Origin of the sequence: Dehalococcoides mccartyi CG5, from assembly GCF_000830885.1 — a bacterium.
Taxonomy (GTDB): Bacteria; Chloroflexota; Dehalococcoidia; order Dehalococcoidales; family Dehalococcoidaceae; genus Dehalococcoides; species Dehalococcoides mccartyi_B.
The window spans coordinates 943,500-967,356 of sequence record NZ_CP006951.1; the positions used below are offsets into that span (position 1 = coordinate 943,500).

Genomic DNA, 23,857 nt, shown 5'->3' on the forward strand with positions numbered 1-23,857 from the left:
CCTACCGGGATTAAACAAGCTATCTGGATTTCCTAAAAAATATTTGACCACCGGAAACTTATTTCAGGGCCAGGTGGTTTACCAGACTGCCGATACCTGAAATACGTATTTCCACCCTGTCTCCCAGTTTTATTGGCCCGATACCTGAAGGCGTACCGGTTGCAATAATATCCCCCGGAAGCAAAGTCATCACCTCTGATATAAAGCTGACTATACGGGGGATACTGAATATCATATCCGCTGTGGAAGTGCGTTGTTTAAGCTTGCCGTTCAGATAGGTTTCCAACAATTGCACCTGCGGGTCAAGCTCTGTTTCTATCCACGGGCCACAGACGGCAAAGGTATCAAAACCTTTGGCGCGTGACCACTGCCCGTCTATTTTCTGCAGGTCTCTGGCCGTTACATCATTAAAACAGCTGTACCCCAGTATATAGTCAAAAGCATCTTCAGGCTTTATATTGCGCGTTTTCTTTCTTATTATAACCGCCAATTCCCCTTCATAATCCACCCGTTCAGACTGACCAGGTTTTATTATGTTATCTTCCGGGCCGATAATCCCACTGGCATTTTTAAAAAATATAAGGGGCAATTTGGGCAAGTCTTCTGCCATCTCTCCGGCATGAGCTTTGTAGTTTAAACCAATGGCTATTATTTTTGACGGAACTGACGGCGGAAGAAGCCTGGCCTCTGAAATATCAAAAACATTGCCTGAAAAAACAATTTTGCCGAAAGGATTGCCCTTCAGTTCCTTCAGCTTTGTATCTTCAAGCACTGCATATCCTGCCCGCTTGCCAGAAAGGCTAAAACGTATTATTCTCATATGGATATCATTCTAGCTTTTAGCCCTGCCGGGTGCAACGTGTAACTTGCAGATCCAAATAAAGCTGGCTATAAACATGGATAACAACAGTTTGGCTTGACAGTCCCGTATGCCACTGTTAAACTTTATCTTCGGCGCCAAGCCACATATTTGGGAGGATTTTTTGGCAACAAACCATACCCCTTACCTTGAAAAAGGCCTTATATCTATATTCACCGGTGAGGGCAAGGGTAAAACCTCGGCTGCAGTCGGGAATTCTGTCAGAGCGGCCGGTCACGGACTAAGGGTTTGCCTTATTTTTTTTGCCAAAGGCAAGCGTTTTGACCATGGTGAGTTCAAAATATTGTCTTCCCTGCCGAACGTAACTCTGCAGAGTTTCGGCCAAGCCGGCTGGATACTCAAAGATATATCTGAAGAAACCCGCAAACAGGCGGAGCGGGCATTTGAGGCCGCTTCCGAAGCAGTAACCGGCGGGCAATATGACCTGGTAGTCATGGACGAAATAATGATAGCTTTGACTGCCGGTCTGGTAACCACTGAGCAGGTTATCCGGATGATAAATGCCAAACCTTCGTATGTAGAGCTGATTATGACCGGGCGAGGTGCTCCGGCTGAACTTATAGAACTGGCTGACCTGGTTTCTGAGATAAAGGCAGTCAAACACCCGTATACTAGGGGCATCAAAGCCCGTAAAGGTATAGACTACTAATCTTCACCGAGGAGAGAATAATGAAAGTAACCCTGAGTGTTATTAAAGCAGATATCGGCGGTTTTGTAGGCCATTCGGACTCACACCCGCAGTGTCTGGCCAGAGCTGAAAAGCATCTGGCAGAAGCCAAAAAGAAGGGCATGCTGATTGATTACCACATAACCAAGTGCGGTGACGACCTTCAGCTTATCATGACCCACCAGAAGGGTATAAATAATAAAGTTATCCATGAAATGGCATGGGATACTTTTGTAAGCTGTACCGAAGTTGCCAAAGAGCTGAAGCTATACGGCGCCGGTCAGGACTTGCTGTGTGATGCCTTCTCCGGAAACGTAAAAGGCATGGGGCCCGGTGTAGCCGAAATGGAGATTGATGAACGGCCTTCAGAACCTATCATCATCTTCATGGCAGACAAAACCTCATCCGGTGCTTGGAATCTGCCTCTTTACAAGATGTTTGCAGACCCGTTTAACACTATCGGTCTGGTCATAGCTGAAAACATGCATGACGGCTTTTCCTTTGAAGTTCATGACGTAAAGGAAAGCAAGGGTATTACCTTTAATACCCCTGAAGAAATTTATGACCTGCTGGTCTTTATCGGCGCTCCTTCCCGCTTTGCCATAAAGAGCGTCTCCACCCGCAAGGGAGAGATTGCGGCTGTTTCCTCCACCCAGAAGCTGGCCCTGCTGGCCGGTCGCTACGTGGGCAAAGATGATCCGGTTTGTATTGTCCGCGCTCAGGGTGCATTCCCGGCGGTGGGTGAAATACTTGAACCCTTCACTCAGCCCTATCTGGTAGAAGGCTGGATGCGCGGCTCACACAACGGCCCCATTATGCCTGTCTCAGTAGAGGACAGCACCCCCACCCGCTTTGACGGCCCGCCCCGGGTAACCGCTTTGGGCTTCCAACTGTCAAACGGCATGCTTATTGGCCCGCGTGATATGTTCAAGGACAAATCGTTTGACAACGCCCGTCAGAAGTCACTGGACATGGCAGATATGATGCGCTCTCACGGTCCGTTTGAGCCCCATCGCCTGCCCCTTGAGGAAATGGAATATACCACCATGCCTCAGGTATCCAAGAAACTGGCCGGACGCTTTAAACCCCTGAAAGACTAGTTTATGCCCAAGCTTCTGCTGGCAAGCAATAACGCGGGCAAGCTGAAAGAGTACCAATCACTCTTAAGCGGCTGCGGATTTGAGGTTGTTACTCCGGCAGAACTGGGTATAAAAATAACAGTTGCCGAAACCGGCACTACATTTGAAGAGAACGCCCGCTTGAAGGCCGCCGCTCTGGCGGAAGCAAGCGGGCTTCTTACTTTGGCAGATGACTCAGGGCTGGAAGTAGACGCACTGGGTGGCGAACCGGGCGTATATTCCGCTCGTTATGCAGGGGAAAACGCCACTGATACAGATAGAAATGATTACCTGCTTTCTAAAATGGAAGACATACCCGCCAACAAACGCACCGCCCGTTTCCGGTGTGTAATAGCCATTGTCCAGCCGGGACATACCCTGCCCGCCATTGAGGGCTCATGTGAAGGCCTTATAGCCACCGAACCCCATGGGGTGAACGGATTCGGTTACGACCCAATTTTTTACCTGCCCGAATACCGTAAAACCATGGCCGAACTTCCCCTTGAAATTAAAAACAGCCTCTCTCACCGGGCCATTGCCGCCCAAAAAGCCTGCCTCGTGCTTGCCAAACTGGCAAATTGCTGATTATTTGCTTAAGACAACCAGCAAAAACCCTGAACACAGTCTCTCCTTTGTTTTAAGCCCCTTTTTCTCTTCAGATAAACTGAAAACTAACTTCATTCGGGCACAAAAATCTCTTGTTTAAGTGCCATTCTTGGGATATACTGAAAGACTAGTAAATAACCCCGGGGGTGCATATGAAACTTACATGCTTACAGGAAAATCTAAACAAGGGCCTGAACATTGTTGGGAAAGCGGCTGCCGGCCGAACTACCCTGCCCATTACAAACAATGTCCTTATCTCAACTGATGACGGCCGTTTGAAACTGGCCGCCACCAACCTTGAAATGGCTATCAGCTGCTGGATAGGAGCCAAGATAGAGGAGGAAGGGAGCACTACCATACCTGCCAAGCTCCTGACCGAATTTGTCAGCTCTCTGCCCAATGATAAAATAGACTTGAGCCTTAATGCCAAGTCAAAGGCACTTAATATTAAATGTGCCCGCTTTGAAGCACGCATAACCGGCGTGGATTCCAAAGACTTTCCTCCCATACCCAAAGTAGAAAATGGAATCTCCACCAAGGTTAGCATTGATGCCTTCCGTCAGGCCGTAAGTGAAGTCGTATTTGCTTCCGCTGCTGACGAATCCCGCCCTGTACTCACTGGCGTAAACGCCGAATTTGAAGGCAGTACTCTGACTCTGGCAGCCGCTGACGGTTTCCGTCTGGCTGTTTATAAATTGCCCCTGCTGGAGTCGGTAAAAACCACTACCAAGGTAATCATACCTGCCCGCACTCTGGGCGAGCTTTCACGTCTGGCCAGCATGGACGAAGAAGAAGCCCTGGTGATAAATGTAGACACAGCCAAGAGCCAGATACTTTTCCGTCTGAAAAATATTGAACTGGTATCTCAGCTGGTACAGGGTAATTTCCCCCAGTACAACCAGATAATCCCTCAGAGCTTTACCACCAGAGTGGTGGTAGATGCCAACCAATTCCTTATGGCCACCAAAACCGCCACTATCTTTGCCCGTGACGGCGGCGGCATTGTCAGGCTGATGATGAACCCTGGTGGTGATACCACCCCCGGCAAGCTCACTATCTCAGCCCGCTCTGAAGAAGTGGGTGATAATACCGGTGAACTTGATGCTGTAATTCAGGGTGAAGAGGCTAAAATAGCCTTTAACGGCAAATATCTTCTAGACGTCCTGGGGGTGCTTAAGGCTCAGCAAGTAGCGTTGGAAGTCACCAGCCCCTCAAGCCCCGGTGTGATAAAACCGGTGGGCGCAGACAACTACATACACGTTATCATGCCCATGTTCGTGCAGTGGTGAGTACGTTCAAATCAAGGTAACCTTTGATGCTTACACCTTCCGGGGTAGCTGAAACTTTCAGATCCAGATAGGTGTAAGCATCTTTCTTTTCTGCATTTGAGCAACTATCTAAACAGGGTACTACTTTCGCACAAAGTTCTTTAATACTTTCCTGCATTTATTATCAGACCTCCTAAAACGAAACCAATTTAATGTTGACTTGAAAATGAGTGGAGATTTCTCCAATATTAGTTGGTACAGTTTTGGGATGAGGGCAGTGTAAATACCTTTACCATTACCCAAAATCGGATTGGTTTCAGGATTTATGCAGTATAATAGTGCTATGGAGAGAGTAAAATGAAAGCTAGAGTGGCTCTAATTGGATTATTAGGTATACTGACATTCTCTACACTAAGTCTTACCGGGTGCGGTAGCGACGAAGCATTGTGGGGAGCTTCTCCGGTTTCTTCAGAAATAACTTATCAAGGTCATTTATATCGTAACTCAGGTGAAATAGTAGCTAAACAGCAGATATTAACTAACATACATCTTATCGGTACATATGATGCGGCGACTAATACAGCTACTGACTATCCGGTTGGCAGCTTATCGTCTCCGGACGATAAGGGTAGTCCTAATCCTGTAATTTATTCGATAGATGGAGTAAAACCAGAAGAGGCAATTGCATTTAAAGTTCTCTTGGTTTCTCATTCAGGAACAGCGTGGTATTGCTATTTTAAATATGAAAGAGTATCTTAAAGTCAAAATAGTTAAGGAAAGTGCATATCACGAAAGCAAAATCCCTAGTCTATTTTATTCTTATCTGCTTGTTTATTCAGCCGCTAGCCGGTTACTTGGCTGAAAACTAAACCAGTTTCATGATTATTCTGGTAGACAACTCGGAAGCATTGCTGACTGACCAGGACATCTCCGCTTTCAATAATGCTGAAAATGCGCTGATACTCAACGAATCAGGGATTGAGAAGTGGAAGGCATATCTGGGATACGATGATATTCCCAAGCTTTCAGACGGGCTTTACTCCAAGGAGTTTATGATAAAGTTTGGTGGCGAAGAGATATGCCAAGGCAAATTCTGGTCATCTGTTTCTTCCTTCAGCACCATAGGGGTTATTATAACTGATGCTACACTGAAACTGGATAAGAGTTTTAATTGTATCTACTTCCAAAACAATTACCCTGTAAATAAACCGTTAGATTCAGCTATTAAATCTAAACTTCTGAAGTATTTCGAAACGCATAATCTTATCATAAAGGACTATACGGCAAGAGTATGACTAAAAATTTTAACGCCTCAACCCCTGATATTGACTGCAAGGTAAAGCTGAGATTTTTCTACAACACTATACAGATAGTGTTGGGAGTATTAATCATTCTCTGTTCTTTGGTAGCGATAAACCAAGCAAGGTGGACCGAACTGCCCGTGCATGAACCGACTTATGGACCTGACGGTATACCCAGCATAATTACAGACGCCCCCCCACCCAATTCACCACCCGAATATTTCCTCACAGCTGCCGGAGGATTATTAGTAACCGGATTGGGCATTATTCAGGCATTATCCAAAGAGAGTTTGTCAAAGTGGTATATAGCTTTAGGCATAATTACCATAGTGTTATCGTTAATAATGAGCCAAGTAATAACTGACAATCCAAGGATAACAGGAAATATATTCATCATACCCTATCTGATACTAGTTCTTGGTGGAGCTAATAGTACAATTGCTGCAAGACAACTGTACTATTATACGAAAACTTTAACCGAATGAAAATTTTATAAACCTATAATGACATACATGCAAAAGGCAACCTTCACGCTGTTGCAGATATAATAAACAAGTATAATAATATATTTCAAAGAAGGGGCTAAACTATGCGAACAGACCGATTGATAGTTGGATTACTTTGTATCGTTTTTGCCGTGTGGACATTCCTGTCGCATAACCCTACTGGCCCTGCATTCGGTATCGGCATTCTGGGTATTATTATTCTGGCAATTACCCGGGGGAAACGGCTCAGATAACCAAGAGCAGTTTGCCTTCCAAATACTGCTTTCAAGTTATCTTAGCCCGACTTTAATAAACTATCCCTGGTAAATACTTAAAACTTCTGCAGCTGAAAGGGCACGGTTGTATATTGCGATTTCATCTATCAGCCCTTTATACAAAGTTTCGGTTAAATTCCTCCGCCCTATAAACCAGCTGCCTTCATATGTGGGCACGCTGGGAGAGTTATCTGTTATCTGATTTATTAATTGCCCGTTCCGGTAGATACTGTAATCATTGCCAAAACGACTAATTGCAATGTGAGTCCACTGGTTCAAGGGTATATCAAACTCACCAAATTCATGGAGTGTACTGTCAGCAGAGCGATAGTCAAACCCAAAGAGAGATTGATTATCCCATCCGCAAAAAATGTGATACCTATTTAGATCATCATTGTCACTTCGGGTCCAAAAAACAGGACGGTGAGTAGTGTCTGCCGGGTTAATCCAAAATGAAATAGTAGCCTCAGCGGATTGGTGGAATATAAACGTTTGAGCCACCGTTACCCAGTTGTCCTCACCATTAAAACTCAAGGCATAGCCCTTTTTACCTGTGACCCAACTGGCGCCGCTTATCAAACCATCATTATGGCTGGTGGTAGAGTCGTAAATAATATTTCCGGTTCCTTCATCCATATGCCATACGGTGACCAGACCTGCCAGAATTTCATTACTTTGATTTGAGGAAGGTTCAGCAGGTGTATTGTCTTCGGCAGCAGGTGCACCAGTACATCCGCTAAGCATTGCTACCGCCATAATAAAAGAAATGACTTTAAGTACTCTACAGCCTCGTAACATGGCAAACCTCCTAATGCAATTATGAAGATACCTGTCCGATTGATAAAATTTTAACCTCGCCAACCTGCAAATACAATCCCTGTTTTTAGACAGTGATAACATATTCAGACTAAGGCAATTTTCTTGCCTGCTCTTTCTTTTTGGTTTTATGTAAATGCCGTATAACAAATATAGTGAAGCGGGTATTTTGCAAATGGTATAATCTGATATGCCAAAACCAGTTTCGTCCCAAACTGATACGATAAAAGAAACGCCCCCGCTCAAACGCCTGTTTCCGGTTGAAACAGAGTATGCCCGATGTGTAAAAGCCCTAAATCAAGCCAATCTTTTGGCTGTCCTGCCTCAAAGCAGGAAACCCGGCATTATTGGCATAGACGGACAGGAATACCCGCTGCCAAGTTTGGAACAAGTTTTAGACCTTTTTAAGATTAACCATGAACTGATATCCATGAAAATTCCTCAGGGCTTTAACCACTTGGCACTCACACCGATATCTATGCCAATGTCCCTTCTAATAAACCGCTTGGAAACTTCCATTATCAAACATGCCGCCCAAAAAGAAATCTACCAGACCAGGCTATCTGACTCTGACCCCTTTATACCGGTACGGGTTAATAGCCAAAAACATGTCTGGGTATGGGAAACGCTACTTCAAGCGTTGGATACTGACGAACTTGTTTATTTCCCTGAAAAATATTCGAATAACCACCGGGGACAAACTAAGCAGGAAGCAGTAACTAACAAGAGTATTTGTGCCCTGCCCGGCTGGTCTGTGGGACTGGTTGAAAATATTCCGGTAATACCCAATACAGGACAGGGCAAAATACTGGCAGGCCGAAAACAATTGGAGACAGGTTTATCCCCTCGTGAATACCTGCAAATACTGCATACCCAGCCTTACCGAGGGGAAACAGGCAAAACCCTTGAGGATTTTATCACTAAGTTCCTTGTCCACCTGGAAACAACCGGTGAGGTCAGCCATGACATAGCGGATATAAACGCCATGTGGTGTCTTGGTCAATACCTGAAAATCAGCTATGCGGAAGTAGTGCCGGCGGGGCGCTGGCACCGCAGTATTGGAAGGCTTAGATTGGATGCCCACCGTACCGGCAATAAACTTTGCACATGGAATTGCGGAGGGTCTTCGGAAGTGAGATTAGCCTCTCGCTAAAATATTTCGTTCGCAATATACCCTGTCAAATATGTACTCTAAACCACAAGATATATTGAACCTGCTTGAAATTAGCCTTACAATATATTTGCATACATCTGGCTGAAACTTGGCGAGACGGGGAAATAAACAGATGCTGAATACACCAGACCTAAGCATAGATAAATATATCAAAGGGTTCCCTGAAAACGTCCGGAATATTTTGCAGGATTTAAGGCAAGCTATACATGAACAGGCACCGAAGGCCACTGAGACTATAAGTTACGGCATACCCACATTTAAACAAAATGGCAATCTGGTGCATTTTGGCGCCTATAAAAACCATATAGGATTTTACCCTACTCCATCAGGAATAAAAGCCTTTGAAAAAGAGCTGTCAGCCTATGAAATATCCAAAGGCACCGTCAGGTTTCCGCTAAATGAGCCTATTCCTTATTCTTTGGTTAAAAAGATAGTGGCATTCAGGGTAAATGAAACTTCAGCTAAAAGAAAATAACCTGGATACAGGTGAGGTACTAATCCATTATCTGGCTGGACCGGATAATGGGCCTCCGCTTGTTCTCATACCCGGCCAGGGGCTTTCGCTGGAAAGTTACCAAAGAGTAATGACACCCTTGGCAAAGAACTTTCAGGTTTTTGCAGTAGACGTGCGCGGTCACGGAAAATCAGGCTGGACAACCGGCAAAAATCATTTCCCGAATATGGGAAATGATTTTAAGATTTTTCTGGAACAAGTTGTCAGACGGCCGGCAATAATCTCCGGCAATTCCTCAGGCGGCCTGATAGCCCTGTGGTTGGCGGCAAATGTCCCTGAACTGGTTAGCGGTATTATTCTGGAAGACACTCCTGTATTCAGTGCAGAATGGCCTCGGCTCAGAGATGATTGCCGGGTATACCGCATTTTCAAACGCAATGCCGAAACTATCGGTTCCGCTGAAGGCCGAAATCTGGCTGCATTTTTCAAGGGCATGGAAGTGCCAATTGAAGGCAAACAGAGAGTTATTCAGTTTCCTGTCTGGCTTACAGGAGCAATGGCCGTAATGGTAAGACTGCACCAGTGGCTGAAACCAGGCAAGCCGGTAGACCTAGCTCTGCTTCCAGCTGAAACACGCATGCTGATAAAGGGGCTTTCGCAATATGACCCTGATTTTACCAAAGCATTTGTTGACGGCCGGGCATGCGAAGCCTTTGACCATGCGGAAGCTTTAAAAAAAGTAAAATGCCCGGTGTTTGTTCTGCAGGCCAATTGGTTCAGACACCCTGATTTCGGGCTGGTGGGGGCAATGGATAACCAAGATATAAATCATCTGCTCGCACTCACCCCTCAAGCCCAATTTGCCAGAATAACTTCAGGCCATATGATTCATTTTGAACAGCCTCCAGAATATTTAAAACACCTGAATGCATTTGCTGCCGGCATATATTCAAATCCGAAGTAACTGCCGCCTGCTCCATTATTTCACTGCTGGGCAAAAATCCGCCGCATATTTGGCAAGCCATGCCATTTTAGTTTATGATTCACTGGCAGGCACACCTTCCTCCACCTGCCAAATATTTAAGCGGTAAGATGAAATGGCCAAACTGGTTTTAGATTTGCATGACATTTACAATAAGGGCGGGCAGATTGAAGCAGAACTGCACAGGGTAATTAACCAAGCAGTTGAAAAGAAAATCAGCCCGGTAGAGATTATCCCCGGCAAGGGTTCCGGTCAACTCAAAAAACATGTCCTCAGGTTTCTGGCACAGCCGGACATCAAAAAACTCTATCACCGGCTGGAAAAGGACGATAAAAATTTCGGGCGGGTGTTTGTCCACTTCAAGTTTTAGCTGATATTTGCACTTGCCGATACTGGCACAAACCAGAACCCATGTATTTTGCCGATATTATTCAGCACTATTACGTTATTTGCCCTGCAATGCATAGCTGAAAAGATTGTTTTGACGCTAAATAACTGGTAGAGTATGTAGTAACTTTTTATAAAGAGAAAAAACATGGTCAGCGCCACACTCAAGATTCACTGCACGGATAAAAAAGGCATCATTTCCAGTATTTCAAGCTTTATTTACCGTAATAACGGCAATATAATCACTCTGGACGAATTTGTAGACCCCCCGTCCAATACTTTCTTCATGCGCTTGGAATGGGATATCTCAGCCTTCACACTTAGCCGTGAACAGATGGAATCCGAGATTGCAACTATGGGGCAGGAATACAACTATGCAGATAACTGTCAGATATTCTACTCTGACAGGAAACCCCGCCTAGCTATATTCGTATCTAAATACGACCATTGCCTGTGGGATATACTGCTCAGGTATAAAGCCGGTGAACTGAAGTGCGATATCCCCCTGATTATCAGCAACCACCCTGATCTGAAACAAATAGCCGATTTATTCGGCATTGATTATAAAGTAGTAAAGGTTAACCCTGAAAACAAACTAGAAGCAGAAAACGAACAAACCCTCCTGATTTCCAAATACAATATAGATTTCATGATACTGGCCAGATATATGCAGGTACTTTCACCTGAATTTGTAGCCCGTTTTGAAAACAGGATAATAAATATCCACCACTCGTTCCTTCCGGCCTTTGAGGGGGCGCGCCCTTACCATCAGGCTATTGAACGCGGAGTAAAGCTGGTGGGGGCTACCGCCCATTTTGTAAATAATAATCTGGACAAAGGCCCTATAATCTCTCAATCCACCATGCCCATAAGCCATGAAGACAGTGTGGAAGATCTGATGGTAAAAGGCAGGGATATTGAGAAGCTGGTGCTTTCGCAGGCTATGAAGATATTTTTAGACCACCGCATCTTCGTCCATAATAACCGCACTATTATTCTCTGAAACAGCCTGCAACGTGGGGATATATGAGGATAATATCGTCATTTTCCCGGAAAAACCGCTTGGCTAATATTAATTATAAAGCCAGGTTGCACGGATTAAAACCCCCTTTATACAGGACGTGCAACCTGCCCGCAGATATAAAATACTTAATACCTGATGGAAAAGCAGGGATTTTTCTGATACCATAAACGGTACGATTTATTAAAACAGCCAACCAATATAATTCATATCAGAAAGGTAGACTAATGAAATCCACTAAAGCCCTTATTTTGGCTACACTGTTCCCCGTAACTCTGTTTGCCGGCAGCTGCGGCGGCGATGCAGTACCTGAAGTAACACCCATGTCCTGGACTACCGCCCCAGCCATGCAGATAGACCCCGCCAAGCAATACTATGCTACCATTGAAACTACACTGGGGAGTTTCAAGATTGAGCTCTTTGCTTCTGAATCCCCCAAAACAGTAAATAATTTTGTTTTTCTGGCTAAGCAAAACTACTACAACGGGGTTATTTTCCACCGCATAATAAAAGAGTTTATGATCCAGACCGGTGACCAGACCGGCACCGGCAGAGGTGGTCCGGGTTACCGCTTTGCGGATGAACTGCCGGTAAAACACTCGTATGACCCCGGCATAGTTGCCATGGCAAACGCCGGTCCCAATACCAACGGCAGCCAGTTCTTTGTCTGTACCGGAGCACAGGCTAAAAATCTGAACTACCAACCCAACTACACCCAGTTTGGCAGGGTGATTGAGGGTATGGACGTGATTACCAAGCTGGCTTCAGTATCAGTGGTGGGTAACAGTTATGGTGAGGTCAGCACCCCATCCAATCCCCCCAAGATTATAAAAATAATCATAACTGAAGGCTAAAACGGCTTTACAGCAGGTTAAAGAAAAAACTAAAGGCGGCTCTTTTACGAGCCGCCTTTTTATAATGCCTTATCCGCAATATACAGCAAACCCTTTAGTAACGGAACAGAAAGCCTGCCATGCAGGCAAGCCACACGTAATATGTTGGACTTGCCCCATAATCGGGTAAGCTAAACAATTTAGTTTAAAGATAGTTGACTAATATCTAATTGTTCACTATATTTAAGGCAATATTTTAAATAAAGCGACAAACTTTTGCCATCAAATGAAATAGCAAATAAGCTGCCCCTGCTTGACCGGTTTCTGACACTCTGGATATTTCTGGCCATGCTTGGAGGCATTGGTCTGGGGTATTTTGTACCCCAGACTTCAGATATTATCACTTCGTTTCAAATCGGCACTACTTCAATACCAATTGCTGTCGGCCTTATTCTTATGATGTTCCCGCCTCTGACCAGAGTCCGATATGAAAAAATCCCTCTGGTTTTTAAAGATTTGAAGTTCCTTAGCTTTTCATTGCTCTTAAACTGGGTGATTGGGCCTATGCTGATGTTTGGGCTGGCACTCCTCTTCCTTCGTGATTACCCCGAATACATGATTGGCATTATTATGGTTGGGCTAGCCAGATGCATCGCTATGGTAATTGTGTGGAATGAGCTGGCAAAAGGTGACCGTGAATATGCAGTGGGGCTGGTGGGTATAAATGCTATTTTCCAGGTACTTTTTTACTCGGTTTATATATATTTCTTCATTACCTTTCTTTTGGGGAAAATGGGACTGGCAGATGGTCTGGATATTGAACTTTCTATAGCTCAAGCAGCTAAAACTGTTTTCATTTATCTTGGAATACCTTTCTTACTGGGGGTTATCACCCGTTATAGCCTGCTGGCACTTAAAGGCAAAGACTGGTTTGAAAATCGTTTCATACCCAGGTTTAGCCTGATTACTCCTATCGCCCTTTTATTCACCATTGTAATCATGTTTTCCCTGAAGGGAGAATACATCGTTGAACTGCCTCTGCATGTACTGCGAATAGCTATCCCACTGGTATTATATTTTGGAATAATGTGGTTCGGGGCATTTTTTGTCAGTAAAAAATTAAATGCCGGTTACCAAAAAACAGCCACCGTAGCATTCACCGCCAGCTCGAATGATTTTGAACTGGCTATCGCAGTAACTATTGCCTTGTTCGGGTTAAATTCCGGTGAAGCATTTGCATCCGTCATAGGTCCGCTTATAGAAGTGCCGGCTCTGATATTATTGGTAAATGCCTCATTGCGTCTAAAAAAGAGATTCCTCTCCGAAGCACCCACTGCTTAAAAACGCAGGCTATTTTAGGTTAAACCGTCTTTCATAGCTTAGGCAAGTGTTCTTTCAGTTTGGCAAGCTTCGGCTGGATAACAAAGCGGCAGTAAGGCTGGCTTGAATTGAAGGCATAATAATTATGGTGATAGTCTTCAGCCGGATAAAACTCTGTTAAAGGCAACACCTCGGTCACTATCCGTTTGGCAAAAGCACCATTTTCATCAAGTGTTTTTATGGTTTTTTCAGCCTGTGCCTTCTGGGAGGGAGTGGTATAAAAAATAACTGAGCGGTACTGGCTGCCTAAATCTTCACCCTGACGGTTTAGGGTGGAAGGGTCATGCATTTGGAAAAAGATATCCAGCAGGGCCGTATATGAAATAAGAGCGGCATCAAACTCCAGCCTTATTACCTCGGCATGCCCGGTATCTCCAGCGCAGACTTGCTGGTAAGTGGGATTCGGCAGATTACCACCCGCATAGCCGGGTTCAACCTTGGTCACACCCGAAAGGCTGCTAAAGACTGCCTCCATGCACCAGAAACAGCCCCCGCCGAAGACGGCTATCTCATTCATTTATTGCCACCATTGTCTGGCACTAACTTGATTGAAAGCGAATTTACACAGTGACGGGTATCTTTAGGGGTAAAACTCTCCCCTTCAAAGACATGCCCCAAATGCCCGCCACAGGCGGCACACAGTATCTCAGTCCGCCGTCCGTCCGGGTCAGTCTGACGTTTGACAGCACCGGATAGCTCTTCGTCAAAGCTGGGCCAGCCGCAACCTGAATGAAACTTATCTTTGGCACGGTAAAGCGGTGCATCACACCGGCGGCAAACGTATGTGCCGTCTTTAAACAGATTTACATATTCACCGCTGAAGGCCGGTTCGGTTCCCTTGCGAACTATAACTGCTTCTTCCTGAGGGCTTAATTCATTATATTTCATATGTTTATTCCTTTTAGGCCTTTATACTTTTAGCATAATAAGCAAGAGGACAAAACACAATACCTTTTTTAGCTGAAAATAATAAGGCTGCCCTTTAAAAGAACAGCCCCATCGGTTACCAGCATTAAAAAATGCTAATTCAGTTTTTTAAGCAAATCTGCCATATTTTTGCCCAGCTGGATAAAGGTGTTCCGACCCTCTTCGTCTTTTTCAATATCACCCGGCGCCCCGCCAAGAGTCATATTCCAATAACTGGATCCCGGAATTATCATCTGGTTGATGCCGAAGAAAAAGTTGATAGCCGAATAAACAAAGGTAGCACCTGCCCGTCTGGCAGCAACCAAAGGAGCACCTACCTTGCCCTTGAGCACATGGTTATTGGCTCTGGCTACTACTCCTGCCCGGTCAATAAGGGCCTTAACCTCGGTGCTGACATTGCTGAAGTAAGTGGGGGAACCTATGATAATACCGTCTGCCTCAAACATCTTGGCTATAAATGTATTCATCTCATCGTCATTACGGGCACAACGAAGATTTTTATTTATTTTGCACTGACCGCAGGCCAGACAGCCAAATACTCTTTTGCCGCCTAACTGGATAATCTCGGTTTGAATACCCTCTTTCTCCAGTTCAGCCAGCACTATTTCCAAACCCCTGCGGGTGTTGCCTTGTTCCCGCGGACTGCCGTTAAAAGCCACTACTTTCATGTCTCAAATCTCCGGATTTTTGATTACTCTGTTGCTATAGAAAAATGGGATTAGCCAGTATCCTTGTGCTAAATAGTATGCCCTCTAATATACCATTTGGATTGAGTTGGTTGTCAAAACTTTCAAAGCTGAATACTCTCTTACAACAGCTAAATGAATGAACAGTCTTGGACTAAGCATCCGGCCGTTTTTCCCTTTGCCGGCTTGTAAAGCTGATGCTATTTATACTTTTTGGAAGCTTTCTTTGCGGCCATCAGCTTTGCCTGCATAACTGAACGCTCTGCCCATTTTATAAACAGCCCGTCGTCTTCAAATACATCTGCCGGCACTTCGTAATACGGCATTGGCTTGAACTGATGGCTGCCATATGAAGCATAATCAGCCAGATTAGTATCCCCGGCCTTGAAATACAAACTGTTTTCATCTGCCAAAAGCCCAAACATAAGCCCTTCAGAATATATGCCGTAGCCTCCAAACATAGCCCGGCTGTCTATTTCGGGCAAGGCGGAAAGTTTATCCATAACCAATTGCAAAAATTCTTTGGTGGCTCTCACCTGTTTGTCCTTTCCTGGCAATCAGACTTTTTCGTACAAACCGCGAGCCTTGTTCTGCTGGACAATATTGTAGTATTCCTGATCTACGCTGACCCCTTTTTCCCGCAGAACCCGCTCAGTCATCTCCACTGCATGGTTCAAATCCAGAAACTGGTGCAGCCATTTCTGGTGGTCTTCGGGATTTTTGGCATATGCCTGAGCAAATTCGGCATACTCTTCAGATATTTTTTTGTACTGGTGGTCAAGAGTAAAGTTGCCTTTTACCCGGGGAAATTTGAAGACTTCTTTAACCCGGTTAAAATGCCTCTGGAAGATATATTTATCCACGTACCAGAAAACGCAGGCCAGTACAAACTGGTTTAAAAGGAAGGCGGGAATAGTGGCAATGCCCAGTTTATCTGCGAATACAAACTGAATAAGGGCACCGGCAATACCGGAAAGCAATAACCAGCGTCCAATTACGTAAATAAACCACTCTTTGGAAAACATCTAAACGCCCCTCCTTGAACACCCTTTTTAAGCCTGAACCAAGTGATTAATTATAGCTCTAATTTGAAAAACTTACACTTAATCTCTATCCTGATACTGCGGGCTTTGCTGCCGCATACACCCGTAAATTAGCTTTCATCATTTAGCCAAATCTACCTCATCAGGCACTGTGAATAAGGAGTGGCTGTTAATCACCCGTTGTGTCCGGCTATTTTTGACAAAACCTGTTCTTGCCTATATAGTATTTCGGTAGATACCGAAATACTTTTTGAGAAGTGTAACTGTTGGATAATATGGTATTTAAAGCCCTGTCAGACCCGAACCGAAGGCAGATACTGAAACTTCTCAGTGACGCCCCTTTAAGTGCCGGTGAAATAAGCCGTGAATTTGACTTGGCTCTATCTACTCTGTCAGGTCATTTTAAATTACTCAAAGAAGCCGGCCTTATCAGGGAAGAGAAGAAAGGCAACCATATATTTTACAATCTGAATACGTCAGTAATGGAAGAAACACTAAACCTGATGATGGAAATATTTAAAAAAGACAAACCTCAACTCCACACTATAAAACAGAAAGGGCAATAATGCACATAAACTGGAAAGAACACCGCCTGAGTCTGCTTATTATTTTGGCCATGTTCATAGCAGGGCTGATTACCTGGCCCAATTCCCCGGATTTGCTGCCGGTTCACTGGGGGATTGACGGAACTGTTGACCGCTACGGTGGCAAGTTTGAAGGCCTGCTGCTTATGCCATTGATAAGCCTTGGGATCTTTTTGCTGTTGATATACCTGCCCTACCTTGACCCCCGCAAGGCCAACTACCTGAAGTTTGAAAAAGTATACAGCATGTTTATCCGCCTGATAGTAGCCTTCTTCGGCGGCATTTACACTGTAACCATACTTTATGCTTACGGGGTTGTAGCCAATACCAATACATTTATCATGGTGCTGGTGGGATTGTTGCTGGCACTGCTGGGAAATATGTTCGGCAAACTTCGCCCCACCTGGTTTGTGGGCATACGCACCGCCTGGACTCTTTCCAGTGACCTGTCATGGGATAAAACCCACCGGCTGGGCGGCCGGATATTTGTGGCCGCAGGCTTGCTCATGGCACTGGCCGGTATTACCGGCTTCACCTGGCTGATGATAGCCAGCATGGCCGGCTTGCTTTTGGGTGTGATAGCCTTATTTATTTACTCTTACCTGATATGGAAAAAAGACCCGGACGCCAGATCCAGCCGTTTTTAGGCGGGCTGATATTATTGCCGCCTCAAACTGATTCATATAAAAGACCGGGCAACTTGGGGTAACCATATTACGTATTTGTACGTATTGCTCTTAATATTACGAAGAGTAGAATAAGCAGTAAGTATCCTTAAGGAGTGCAAACATGCCGAAGAACATGAGTAAGGCTGACCGTACTATACGCATCATCCTTGGCATCATTGCTCTAGCACTTGCCGTTTTTATAACCACAGGCGGCTGGTCCATATTACTTTATGTACTGGCGGCAATATTTATTGTAACTTCACTGGTGGGCACCTGCTTGCTTTACATACCCTTTAAGATAAATACCAACAAATAACCCACCAACCTGTCAGGAATTTTCTTTCAGCGAAGACGCCAGCGTTTGCCCCATATTGCGGGCAAGGTTGATTAGTTCAGTGTTGGTTTTTGCATCTCCCTCACGGGCGGCATAGCCGGTCAAAACCACCAATTCATCAGCTTTGATTTTGAAACTGCTATCCAAGTACTGTACCAGAGTGTTCAGGGTATCATCCAGCCCCTGCTCCTCTGCCAGTATAACAACCCCCACAGCTTTAAACTCCAGTGATACATCATGTTTGTAAAGAAAATAATGCCGATCTATAAAAGCTTTCAGCTGAGCAGTTACATTGTAATAGTAGACAGGGGTAGCCACAATAAAGCCATCGGCTTCACTCATCTCTTTAAAAATGGCATCCATATCATCATTCTGAGGGCATTTTTTATATTGGGCACAGTTATCATGCCCCAGACAGGGCTTTATACTTGCCTGAGCAATATCTATCTTACGGGTCTCAATGCCCTCTTTCTCCAGTTCGGAAAGAATCTCATCCAGCAAAAACGCGGTATTCCCCTGAGAACGCGGGCTGCCCATTATGGCCAAAACCTTCATAGTAAACCCCTTTTATAAATGATATATATCATGATACCTTATACTTTATAAACCAACTATACATCTTGACAAATATTTTGCTTCGGCTGATTATTATAGGGCTGGTAGTTTACGAGGTGAATATGTATAGCAATGTAGTTGAACAAGCGTGGCAAAGGTGCGGCGGCAAATGCGAGTGCAAAGACCAATCTCATGCCCACACTTATATACGTTGTAACCGCAAGCTAATTTACGAAAACAAGGATAAACCCCGCATTGACGGCTGGAAGGTAGTTTACCTGACCGGAGTAGCGGCTGATACAGCTGAAAATATCCGCATTTATTGCCATAGCTGTTTTAAACAGGACTGAACCGGAATAGTCTGCCCTGTTTGATACTGAATGCCAAACCTGCAAATACTATATTCTCCCCATGTTTTCCCTAAATTACGTATTAGCACTAATAGCAATCCCGCAGGATATAAAATAAAATATATTTATACAATCCTGTCTTGCAAGGAGACCGTTATGGGACACACCCATGAATGGGTAAAACAGGAGAGCGGGGTTTATAAATGCCTCTGGTGCAGCCGCACTATGGCCAGAGATGACCTGTACCTGTGGCTAACCGGACAACGCAACAGCCTTTCTCAGGCATGGCTGGATTCCCCGGTCCGGGAGGAAATTTTGAACATCCGCAAAGCTGTCCAGACCCGTAACCATGATTAACCGTCTAATAAATACCCGCCCTAAACGGGGTAATTAGCCCAAGTTCAGTGTTGCCTTATCTTGGGATAGGTAACTTTGTATTTTCGCCTCTGCACCTGCCTAAAAGCCCGTTTCAAAATAACTTCTATTGACATATGTTTATTATAGGCTATTATACATACAATGAGTTGTTTATCTGTTATATATCTGAGTGATGTTTATCTGCATATTGGGGAGGTGTAATCTTGATAGAGATATATGAACTTCTGAAACTGGTAGTGGACAAAGATGCTTCAGATTTGCATATCAAGGCCCCCACCTCACCTGTCCTGCGGATAAACGGAGACCTGATACGCCAACCCCAATACCCGCCGATTACCCCGGAAGATGCCGAACAAATTTTCAAGTCCATCACCACCCCTCACCAGCAAGAGGTATTTGCATCTGATAATGAACTGGATTTTGTTTACTCCGTCACCAATCTGGCCCGCTTCAGGGTAAATGTACTCCGCCAGAGAGGCAGTCTAAGTCTGGCCTTCAGGGTGGTACCCTTTGTTATCCGCAATGTAGACGAACTTAACCTGCCCCCCATTCTGAAAAGCCTGATTATCCGCCCCAGAGGGCTATTGCTGGTTACCGGCCCTACCGGTAGCGGCAAATCTACAACTCAGGCTGCCATGATAGAACACCTGAACAACTGCCGCAGATCCAATGTGATTACTATTGAAGACCCCATAGAGTATCTTTTCCATGATAACGAGTGCATTATATCCCAGCGTGAACTTGGGGGAGACACCCGTTCTTTTGCTATAGCTTTGAAACACGCCCTCCGCCATGACCCGAATGTAATTGTAATTGGCGAAATGAGAGATCTGGAAACCATATCCACCGCTATTGCCGCCGCCGAAACAGGCCATTTGGTAATAGGCACACTCCACACCACCGACGCCCCCCAAACAGTAGACCGTTTGATAGATATGTTCCCCCCTTCCCAACAGCAACAAATTCGCCTCCAGCTTTCCCAAGTATTGGAAGCCATTATCTCCCAGACACTTATCCCCCGCATGGATAACAAAGGCCGGGTGGCCGCCTTTGAAATACTGATTGCCAACAATGCCGCCCGCAACCTTATCCGCGAGGGTAAAACTTTTGAACTGCTGACAGTGATGCAACTGGGTAAAAACGATGGCATGCAAACGCTGGATAATGAACTGACCCGTCTGGCCAAAGAAGGAATCATAAGTGTAGAAAACGCTGTATTAAAAAGCAGTAATCCGGAAAGATTGCGCAAATCTTTGTCCAATCTAGGTCACGGGGCCTGAAAATAAAGCTCTATCTGGATGTAAATTCCACCTTATATAACCGCCTTTTCAAATTGCCCTCTGGGTTGGGAAGTGGTATATTCTAATGCTATGAAAAGCAGTATAGATATTTTGCCTGATGGCAGCATTACCACACCCAAAGGTTTTAAAGCCGGTGCGATTTATGCCGGTATCAAGAAAAAATCCAAGAACAATTTGGATCTGGCTATCTTATATTCAGACACACCCTGCATTGCCGCAGGCATATTTACCACCAATAAATTCCGGGCTGCCCCGGTGTATATTTCAGAACACAATCTGGGCTTCACCGATAACCGGGCCATTGTAGTCAACAGCGGTTGTGCCAACGCGGGCACAGGCGAAGCCGGCATGGCAGATGCCATTGAAATGGTGAAAGCCACAGCTGAAAGCCTGAATATGCAACCCAAAGACGTACTGATAGCTTCTACCGGGGTTATCGGACACCGCCTGCCTATAGATAAAATAAAGGAAAATGTCCGCCTGATAGGTCTTTCCCAACGCAACGGGCATGAATTTGCCCGGGCTATTATGACCACCGACACCCGCAGTAAAGAGATTGCGGTACAGGTAAATATAGAGGGTTTCCAGTTTTATATAGCCGGCGCTGCCAAAGGGGCAGGCATGATTCACCCTAATATGGCTACTATGCTGGGTTTTATAACTACAGACGCATCTGTAAGCAAAGAGTTTTTGCAGTTTGCCCTTAAAGAAGCGGCTGACGTCAGCTTCAATATGATAACTGTAGATGGTGACACATCTACCAATGACAGCCTTTTTATGCTCTCCAACGGGCAAGCGGAAAACCCCACCTTTGCCGGAGATACTGAATATTCACTGGTATTCCAGCAGGCACTTACCATTGTCTGCCAAAATCTGGCTAAAAGCATTGCCAGAGACGGCGAAGGCGCCAAACGGCTGATTGAAATACAGGTGGAGGGCGCAGCCAATCTGGAAGATGCCAGACTGATTGCCCGCGTAATAGCCGGCTCACCCCTGGTAAAAACTGCCGTCCACGGGGCAGATCCCAACTGGGGACGGATACTGGCAGCTGCCGGACGGGCCGGGGCTGATTTTGATATAGACATGGTAGACCTGTACCTTGGGGAAAGCCCGGTACTCCTTAAGGGTGCACGCACAGGCGTGGACGAAAAGGAACTTTCTTCGTGGCTTAGACAGGTAGAGGTTATTATAAAGCTTAACCTTAACCTTGGTCAGGGTAAAGCTGCTGCTTGGGGCTGTGACCTTTCAGCCGAATATGTAAAAATAAATGCAGACTACACTACTTAAACCGAGATGGAAATGACCCAATCAAGTAACCATATAGTTGTTATAAAGCTGGGGGGTTCAGTCCTTGACTCAAAGGACACCTCCCTGAAAGATATTGCCACCCTGAAACAGCTGGGATTAAAACCGGTGCTAATTCATGGCGGTGCCAGCACGGTAAGCGCTTGGTCTGCCAAGCTGGGATTGGAAACACGCCTTGTTAACGGCGAACGGGTAACAGATGACGCTACTCTGGACGTGGTAGCCGCCATTCTGGCCGGGCTGGTAAACAAGGAAATCGTAGCCGCTCTGCTGGATATGGGCATAAAAGCCGCCGGCATCTCTGGGGTAGACAGCGCTACCATAACCGGACAAATACGGGCAACCGAAACCGGCTATCTGGGAGATGTGGTACAGGTAAACACCGAACTTATCACCGCTCTGCTGGATGCGAATATAACCCCGGTAATCTCACCGGTCAGTTTTCACCAAACAAACCGCCCCTCCGGAAGCCGCCGCCTGTTGAATATAAACGGCGACCCGGTAGCCGGAGAAATTGCCTCCGCACTCCAAGCTGAACGGCTTGTATTTTTGACAGATGTTCCTGCCGTAAAGGGCAAGAATGGCGAAGCACTGGGTGAAATAAGCGCAGACCATGCCGCCGAACTGTTGGCTTCAGGTACAGCTTCGGGAGGTATGATACCCAAACTCCGTTCCTGCCTTAAGGCTACACTGGCAGGTTCCTCTGCCTGTATTATAGACGGCAGAAAACCCCATATGCTGATACGTGAACTTACCGAGGGCAATTGCGGTACTACAGTAACCGGCCAGCATCTCAGGCGCAGTTAGACATAGTAACCTGTTAACCCGGCAAGTTGCCTCCCAAAAGAAGGCGATAATACTTTAATAAAAGAGGTTAAAATGGATAACTGGCAAGAGCTTGAACATAAGTACTACATGCAGACTTTCTACCGCGCGCCTATCACTATTGTGAAGGGGCAGGGTGCAAAAGTCTGGGACGATAAAGGCAAAGAATATCTGGATTTTGTGGCAGGCTGGGCGGTAAACAGTCTGGGGCACTGCCATCCGGCGGTGGTCAAGGCTGTTACTGAGCAGGCTGGCACCCTTATACAGACTTCCAATAATTTTTACACCATTCCCCAGCTTAATCTGGCCAAACTGCTGATTGATAACAGCTGTCTAGACCGTATTTTCTTTTGCAATAGCGGAACTGAAGCTAGTGAAGGAGCAGTCAAACTGGCTCGCCGCTACGGCAAGCTGAAACTGAAAGGGGCTTACGAGGTTATTACCGCCACCGGCTCTTTCCACGGGCGGACTCTGGCTATGGTCTCGGCATCCGGCCAGAGCAAATACCAGGAGCCCTATACTCCCCTGCCAACCGGATTTATAAACGTGGAATACAATAACCCTAAAGCTATAAAAGTGGCTATCACAGACAAGACCTGTGCCGTTATGCTAGAACCCATACAGGGTGAAAGCGGAGTTAACGTACCTGATGCAGGATATCTCAAAGAAGTACGCAAAATCTGTGACGAAGCCGGCATACTTTTGATACTGGATGAAATTCAAACCGGTATCGGCCGTACCGGCAAACTTTTTGCTTATGAACATTTCGGCATTGAGCCGGATATTATCACTCTGGCCAAAGGGCTGGCTTCAGGCGTACCCATCGGGGCATTTATGGCCAAAGAAAGCGCCTCGGTCTTTGCCAAAGGCGAACACGGTTCTACCTTCGGGGGTAACCCATTGGCCTGTGCTGCCGGCTATGCCACTATGAAATTTATTCTGGATAACCATATCTCCGAACACGCCGCTGCCATGGGCAAATACCTGATAAAAGGGCTGGAAAAACTAAAGGCTAAGCACAGTATTATACAAGGCTATCGCGGTTGCGGGCTGCTGATGGCACTGGATTTCAAAGCCGATATTGCCAAAGAGCTGGTATCAAACTGCCTGAGCGAAGGGCTGCTGCTGAATGCGGTTAAGCCCAATGCCCTGCGGTTTATGCCTTCGCTGAATATTACTGAAGCAGATATAGATGAGGCCCTATCCAAACTGGACAATGTTCTCACCCATTCTGAAAGTGCCGGGGTCTAAAGG

The 23,857-nt window shown here is 45.5% G+C and carries 32 protein-coding genes; 23 read left to right on the top strand and 9 right to left on the bottom strand.

Annotation, left to right across the window (positions count from 1 at the left end; all coding sequences use genetic code 11):
* Nucleotides 1-58: 58 nt before the first annotated feature.
* Nucleotides 59-820, bottom strand: a complete 762-nt coding sequence (locus X794_RS04955; RefSeq protein WP_011309585.1) for a fumarylacetoacetate hydrolase family protein — start codon at nt 818-820, stop codon at nt 59-61.
* Nucleotides 821-983: 163 nt separating this feature from the next.
* Between X794_RS04955 and X794_RS04960 the strand changes: the two genes are divergently transcribed.
* From X794_RS04960 to dnaN, 4 genes are all read left to right on the top strand, one after another.
* Nucleotides 984-1,529 carry a cob(I)yrinic acid a,c-diamide adenosyltransferase gene (locus X794_RS04960; RefSeq protein ID WP_011309586.1) on the top strand — a complete coding sequence of 182 codons (546 nt, stop codon included), beginning with the start codon at nt 984-986 and terminating at the stop codon, nt 1,527-1,529.
* Nucleotides 1,530-1,549: 20 nt separating this feature from the next.
* The gene (gene fbp / locus X794_RS04965; RefSeq protein ID WP_011309587.1) at nt 1,550-2,647 is read left to right on the top strand and encodes a fructose-1,6-bisphosphate aldolase/phosphatase; all 1,098 of its coding nucleotides are present in this window, start codon (nt 1,550-1,552) and stop codon (nt 2,645-2,647) included.
* Between the two features lie 3 nt (nt 2,648-2,650).
* Nucleotides 2,651-3,250: an XTP/dITP diphosphatase gene (locus X794_RS04970; protein WP_011309588.1), complete on the top strand. Its 600-nt coding sequence runs from the start codon at nt 2,651-2,653 to the stop codon at nt 3,248-3,250.
* A 173-nt stretch (nt 3,251-3,423) separates the two neighbouring features.
* Nucleotides 3,424-4,560 (top strand): DNA polymerase III subunit beta, encoded by a 1,137-nt coding sequence (gene dnaN, locus X794_RS04975; RefSeq protein ID WP_011309589.1) that lies wholly within the window; start codon nt 3,424-3,426, stop codon nt 4,558-4,560.
* Here the strand turns inward: dnaN and X794_RS04980 are convergent.
* Nucleotides 4,535-4,717 carry a hypothetical protein gene (locus X794_RS04980; RefSeq protein WP_011309590.1) on the bottom strand — a complete coding sequence of 61 codons (183 nt, stop codon included), beginning with the start codon at nt 4,715-4,717 and terminating at the stop codon, nt 4,535-4,537. The two genes, dnaN and X794_RS04980, sit on opposite strands and share 26 nt — an antisense overlap.
* A gap of 179 nt (nt 4,718-4,896) precedes the next feature.
* Here X794_RS04980 and X794_RS04985 point away from each other — a divergent pair, with 179 nt between their 5' ends.
* The 3 genes from X794_RS04985 (at nt 4,897) to X794_RS04995 (ending at nt 6,325) form a co-directional block, all read left to right on the top strand.
* Entirely contained in the window at nt 4,897-5,298 is a 402-nt protein-coding gene (locus tag X794_RS04985; protein ID WP_034376357.1) for a hypothetical protein, read from the top strand.
* 119 nt (nt 5,299-5,417) lie between these two features.
* Complete coding sequence (locus X794_RS04990) at nt 5,418-5,834, top strand: hypothetical protein (RefSeq protein ID WP_011309591.1); 417 nt, start codon at nt 5,418-5,420, stop codon at nt 5,832-5,834.
* Nucleotides 5,831-6,325 (top strand): hypothetical protein, encoded by a 495-nt coding sequence (locus X794_RS04995; protein ID WP_034376355.1) that lies wholly within the window; start codon nt 5,831-5,833, stop codon nt 6,323-6,325. The genes X794_RS04990 and X794_RS04995 overlap by 4 nt, the downstream gene beginning before the upstream one ends.
* Before the next feature lie 314 nt (nt 6,326-6,639).
* Here X794_RS04995 and X794_RS05000 read toward each other — a convergent pair whose 3' ends face one another.
* Entirely contained in the window at nt 6,640-7,398 is a 759-nt protein-coding gene (locus X794_RS05000; RefSeq protein WP_034376353.1) for a LamG domain-containing protein, read from the bottom strand.
* A gap of 208 nt (nt 7,399-7,606) precedes the next feature.
* On the opposite strand from X794_RS05000, the gene X794_RS05005 reads away from it, so the two are divergent.
* From X794_RS05005 to arsB, 7 genes are all read left to right on the top strand, one after another.
* Nucleotides 7,607-8,569: a hypothetical protein gene (locus X794_RS05005; RefSeq protein ID WP_041344568.1), complete on the top strand. Its 963-nt coding sequence runs from the start codon at nt 7,607-7,609 to the stop codon at nt 8,567-8,569.
* 133 nt (nt 8,570-8,702) lie between these two features.
* Nucleotides 8,703-9,065, top strand: coding sequence for an iron chaperone (locus tag X794_RS05010; protein ID WP_011309595.1), 363 nt, complete (start codon nt 8,703-8,705; stop codon nt 9,063-9,065).
* Nucleotides 9,040-10,008, top strand: coding sequence for an alpha/beta fold hydrolase (locus X794_RS05015; RefSeq protein WP_015407155.1), 969 nt, complete (start codon nt 9,040-9,042; stop codon nt 10,006-10,008). Before X794_RS05010 ends, X794_RS05015 begins: the two co-directional genes overlap by 26 nt.
* 133 nt (nt 10,009-10,141) lie before the next feature.
* Nucleotides 10,142-10,396 (top strand): Smr/MutS family protein, encoded by a 255-nt coding sequence (locus X794_RS05020; RefSeq protein ID WP_011309598.1) that lies wholly within the window; start codon nt 10,142-10,144, stop codon nt 10,394-10,396.
* 165 nt (nt 10,397-10,561) lie between these two features.
* Nucleotides 10,562-11,416: a formyltetrahydrofolate deformylase gene (purU, locus tag X794_RS05025; RefSeq protein WP_011309599.1), complete on the top strand. Its 855-nt coding sequence runs from the start codon at nt 10,562-10,564 to the stop codon at nt 11,414-11,416.
* A 245-nt stretch (nt 11,417-11,661) separates the two neighbouring features.
* Nucleotides 11,662-12,288 (top strand): peptidylprolyl isomerase, encoded by a 627-nt coding sequence (locus X794_RS05030; RefSeq protein ID WP_011929285.1) that lies wholly within the window; start codon nt 11,662-11,664, stop codon nt 12,286-12,288.
* 255 nt (nt 12,289-12,543) lie between these two features.
* The gene (arsB, locus tag X794_RS05035; RefSeq protein WP_011309601.1) at nt 12,544-13,608 is read left to right on the top strand and encodes an ACR3 family arsenite efflux transporter; all 1,065 of its coding nucleotides are present in this window, start codon (nt 12,544-12,546) and stop codon (nt 13,606-13,608) included.
* Between the two features lie 31 nt (nt 13,609-13,639).
* On the opposite strand, the gene msrA is transcribed toward arsB, so the two are convergent.
* From msrA to X794_RS05060, 5 genes are all read right to left on the bottom strand, one after another.
* Nucleotides 13,640-14,164, bottom strand: coding sequence for a peptide-methionine (S)-S-oxide reductase MsrA (gene msrA / locus X794_RS05040; protein WP_011309602.1), 525 nt, complete (start codon nt 14,162-14,164; stop codon nt 13,640-13,642).
* The gene (locus X794_RS05045; RefSeq protein WP_011309603.1) at nt 14,161-14,535 is read right to left on the bottom strand and encodes a methionine-R-sulfoxide reductase; all 375 of its coding nucleotides are present in this window, start codon (nt 14,533-14,535) and stop codon (nt 14,161-14,163) included. Before X794_RS05045 ends, msrA begins: the two co-directional genes overlap by 4 nt.
* Before the next feature lie 134 nt (nt 14,536-14,669).
* Nucleotides 14,670-15,242, bottom strand: a complete 573-nt coding sequence (locus tag X794_RS05050; RefSeq protein WP_011309604.1) for a flavodoxin family protein — start codon at nt 15,240-15,242, stop codon at nt 14,670-14,672.
* A 218-nt stretch (nt 15,243-15,460) separates the two neighbouring features.
* Entirely contained in the window at nt 15,461-15,796 is a 336-nt protein-coding gene (locus tag X794_RS05055; RefSeq protein ID WP_011309605.1) for a TfoX/Sxy family protein, read from the bottom strand.
* A 21-nt stretch (nt 15,797-15,817) separates the two neighbouring features.
* Entirely contained in the window at nt 15,818-16,285 is a 468-nt protein-coding gene (locus X794_RS05060; protein WP_011309606.1) for a hypothetical protein, read from the bottom strand.
* A 293-nt stretch (nt 16,286-16,578) separates the two neighbouring features.
* Between X794_RS05060 and X794_RS05065 the strand changes: the two genes are divergently transcribed.
* From X794_RS05065 to X794_RS05075, 3 genes are all read left to right on the top strand, one after another.
* Entirely contained in the window at nt 16,579-16,869 is a 291-nt protein-coding gene (locus tag X794_RS05065; RefSeq protein ID WP_011929289.1) for an autorepressor SdpR family transcription factor, read from the top strand.
* Nucleotides 16,869-17,534: an SdpI family protein gene (locus X794_RS05070; protein ID WP_011929290.1), complete on the top strand. Its 666-nt coding sequence runs from the start codon at nt 16,869-16,871 to the stop codon at nt 17,532-17,534. The genes X794_RS05065 and X794_RS05070 overlap by 1 nt, the downstream gene beginning before the upstream one ends.
* A gap of 142 nt (nt 17,535-17,676) precedes the next feature.
* Nucleotides 17,677-17,871, top strand: a complete 195-nt coding sequence (locus X794_RS05075; RefSeq protein ID WP_011309609.1) for a YgaP family membrane protein — start codon at nt 17,677-17,679, stop codon at nt 17,869-17,871.
* A 12-nt stretch (nt 17,872-17,883) separates the two neighbouring features.
* Here the strand turns inward: X794_RS05075 and X794_RS05080 are convergent, their stop codons facing one another.
* Nucleotides 17,884-18,444 carry a flavodoxin family protein gene (locus X794_RS05080; RefSeq protein WP_034376344.1) on the bottom strand — a complete coding sequence of 187 codons (561 nt, stop codon included), beginning with the start codon at nt 18,442-18,444 and terminating at the stop codon, nt 17,884-17,886.
* Between the two features lie 122 nt (nt 18,445-18,566).
* Between X794_RS05080 and X794_RS05085 the strand changes: the two genes are divergently transcribed.
* From X794_RS05085 to X794_RS05110, 6 genes are all read left to right on the top strand, one after another.
* Nucleotides 18,567-18,794, top strand: coding sequence for a hypothetical protein (locus tag X794_RS05085; protein WP_015407161.1), 228 nt, complete (start codon nt 18,567-18,569; stop codon nt 18,792-18,794).
* 156 nt (nt 18,795-18,950) lie between these two features.
* The gene (locus X794_RS05090) at nt 18,951-19,151 is read left to right on the top strand and encodes a hypothetical protein (protein ID WP_011309612.1); all 201 of its coding nucleotides are present in this window, start codon (nt 18,951-18,953) and stop codon (nt 19,149-19,151) included.
* Between the two features lie 224 nt (nt 19,152-19,375).
* Entirely contained in the window at nt 19,376-20,452 is a 1,077-nt protein-coding gene (locus tag X794_RS05095; RefSeq protein ID WP_011309613.1) for a type IV pilus twitching motility protein PilT, read from the top strand.
* Nucleotides 20,453-20,542: 90 nt separating this feature from the next.
* Entirely contained in the window at nt 20,543-21,760 is a 1,218-nt protein-coding gene (argJ, locus tag X794_RS05100; protein ID WP_034376339.1) for a bifunctional glutamate N-acetyltransferase/amino-acid acetyltransferase ArgJ, read from the top strand.
* A 6-nt stretch (nt 21,761-21,766) separates the two neighbouring features.
* Entirely contained in the window at nt 21,767-22,585 is an 819-nt protein-coding gene (gene argB, locus X794_RS05105) for an acetylglutamate kinase (protein ID WP_011929296.1), read from the top strand.
* A 72-nt stretch (nt 22,586-22,657) separates the two neighbouring features.
* A complete protein-coding gene (locus tag X794_RS05110) occupies nt 22,658-23,854 on the top strand; it encodes an acetylornithine transaminase (RefSeq protein ID WP_015407881.1) in 1,197 nt (398 codons plus the stop codon).
* The last annotated feature ends 3 nt before the right edge of the window (nt 23,855-23,857 follow it).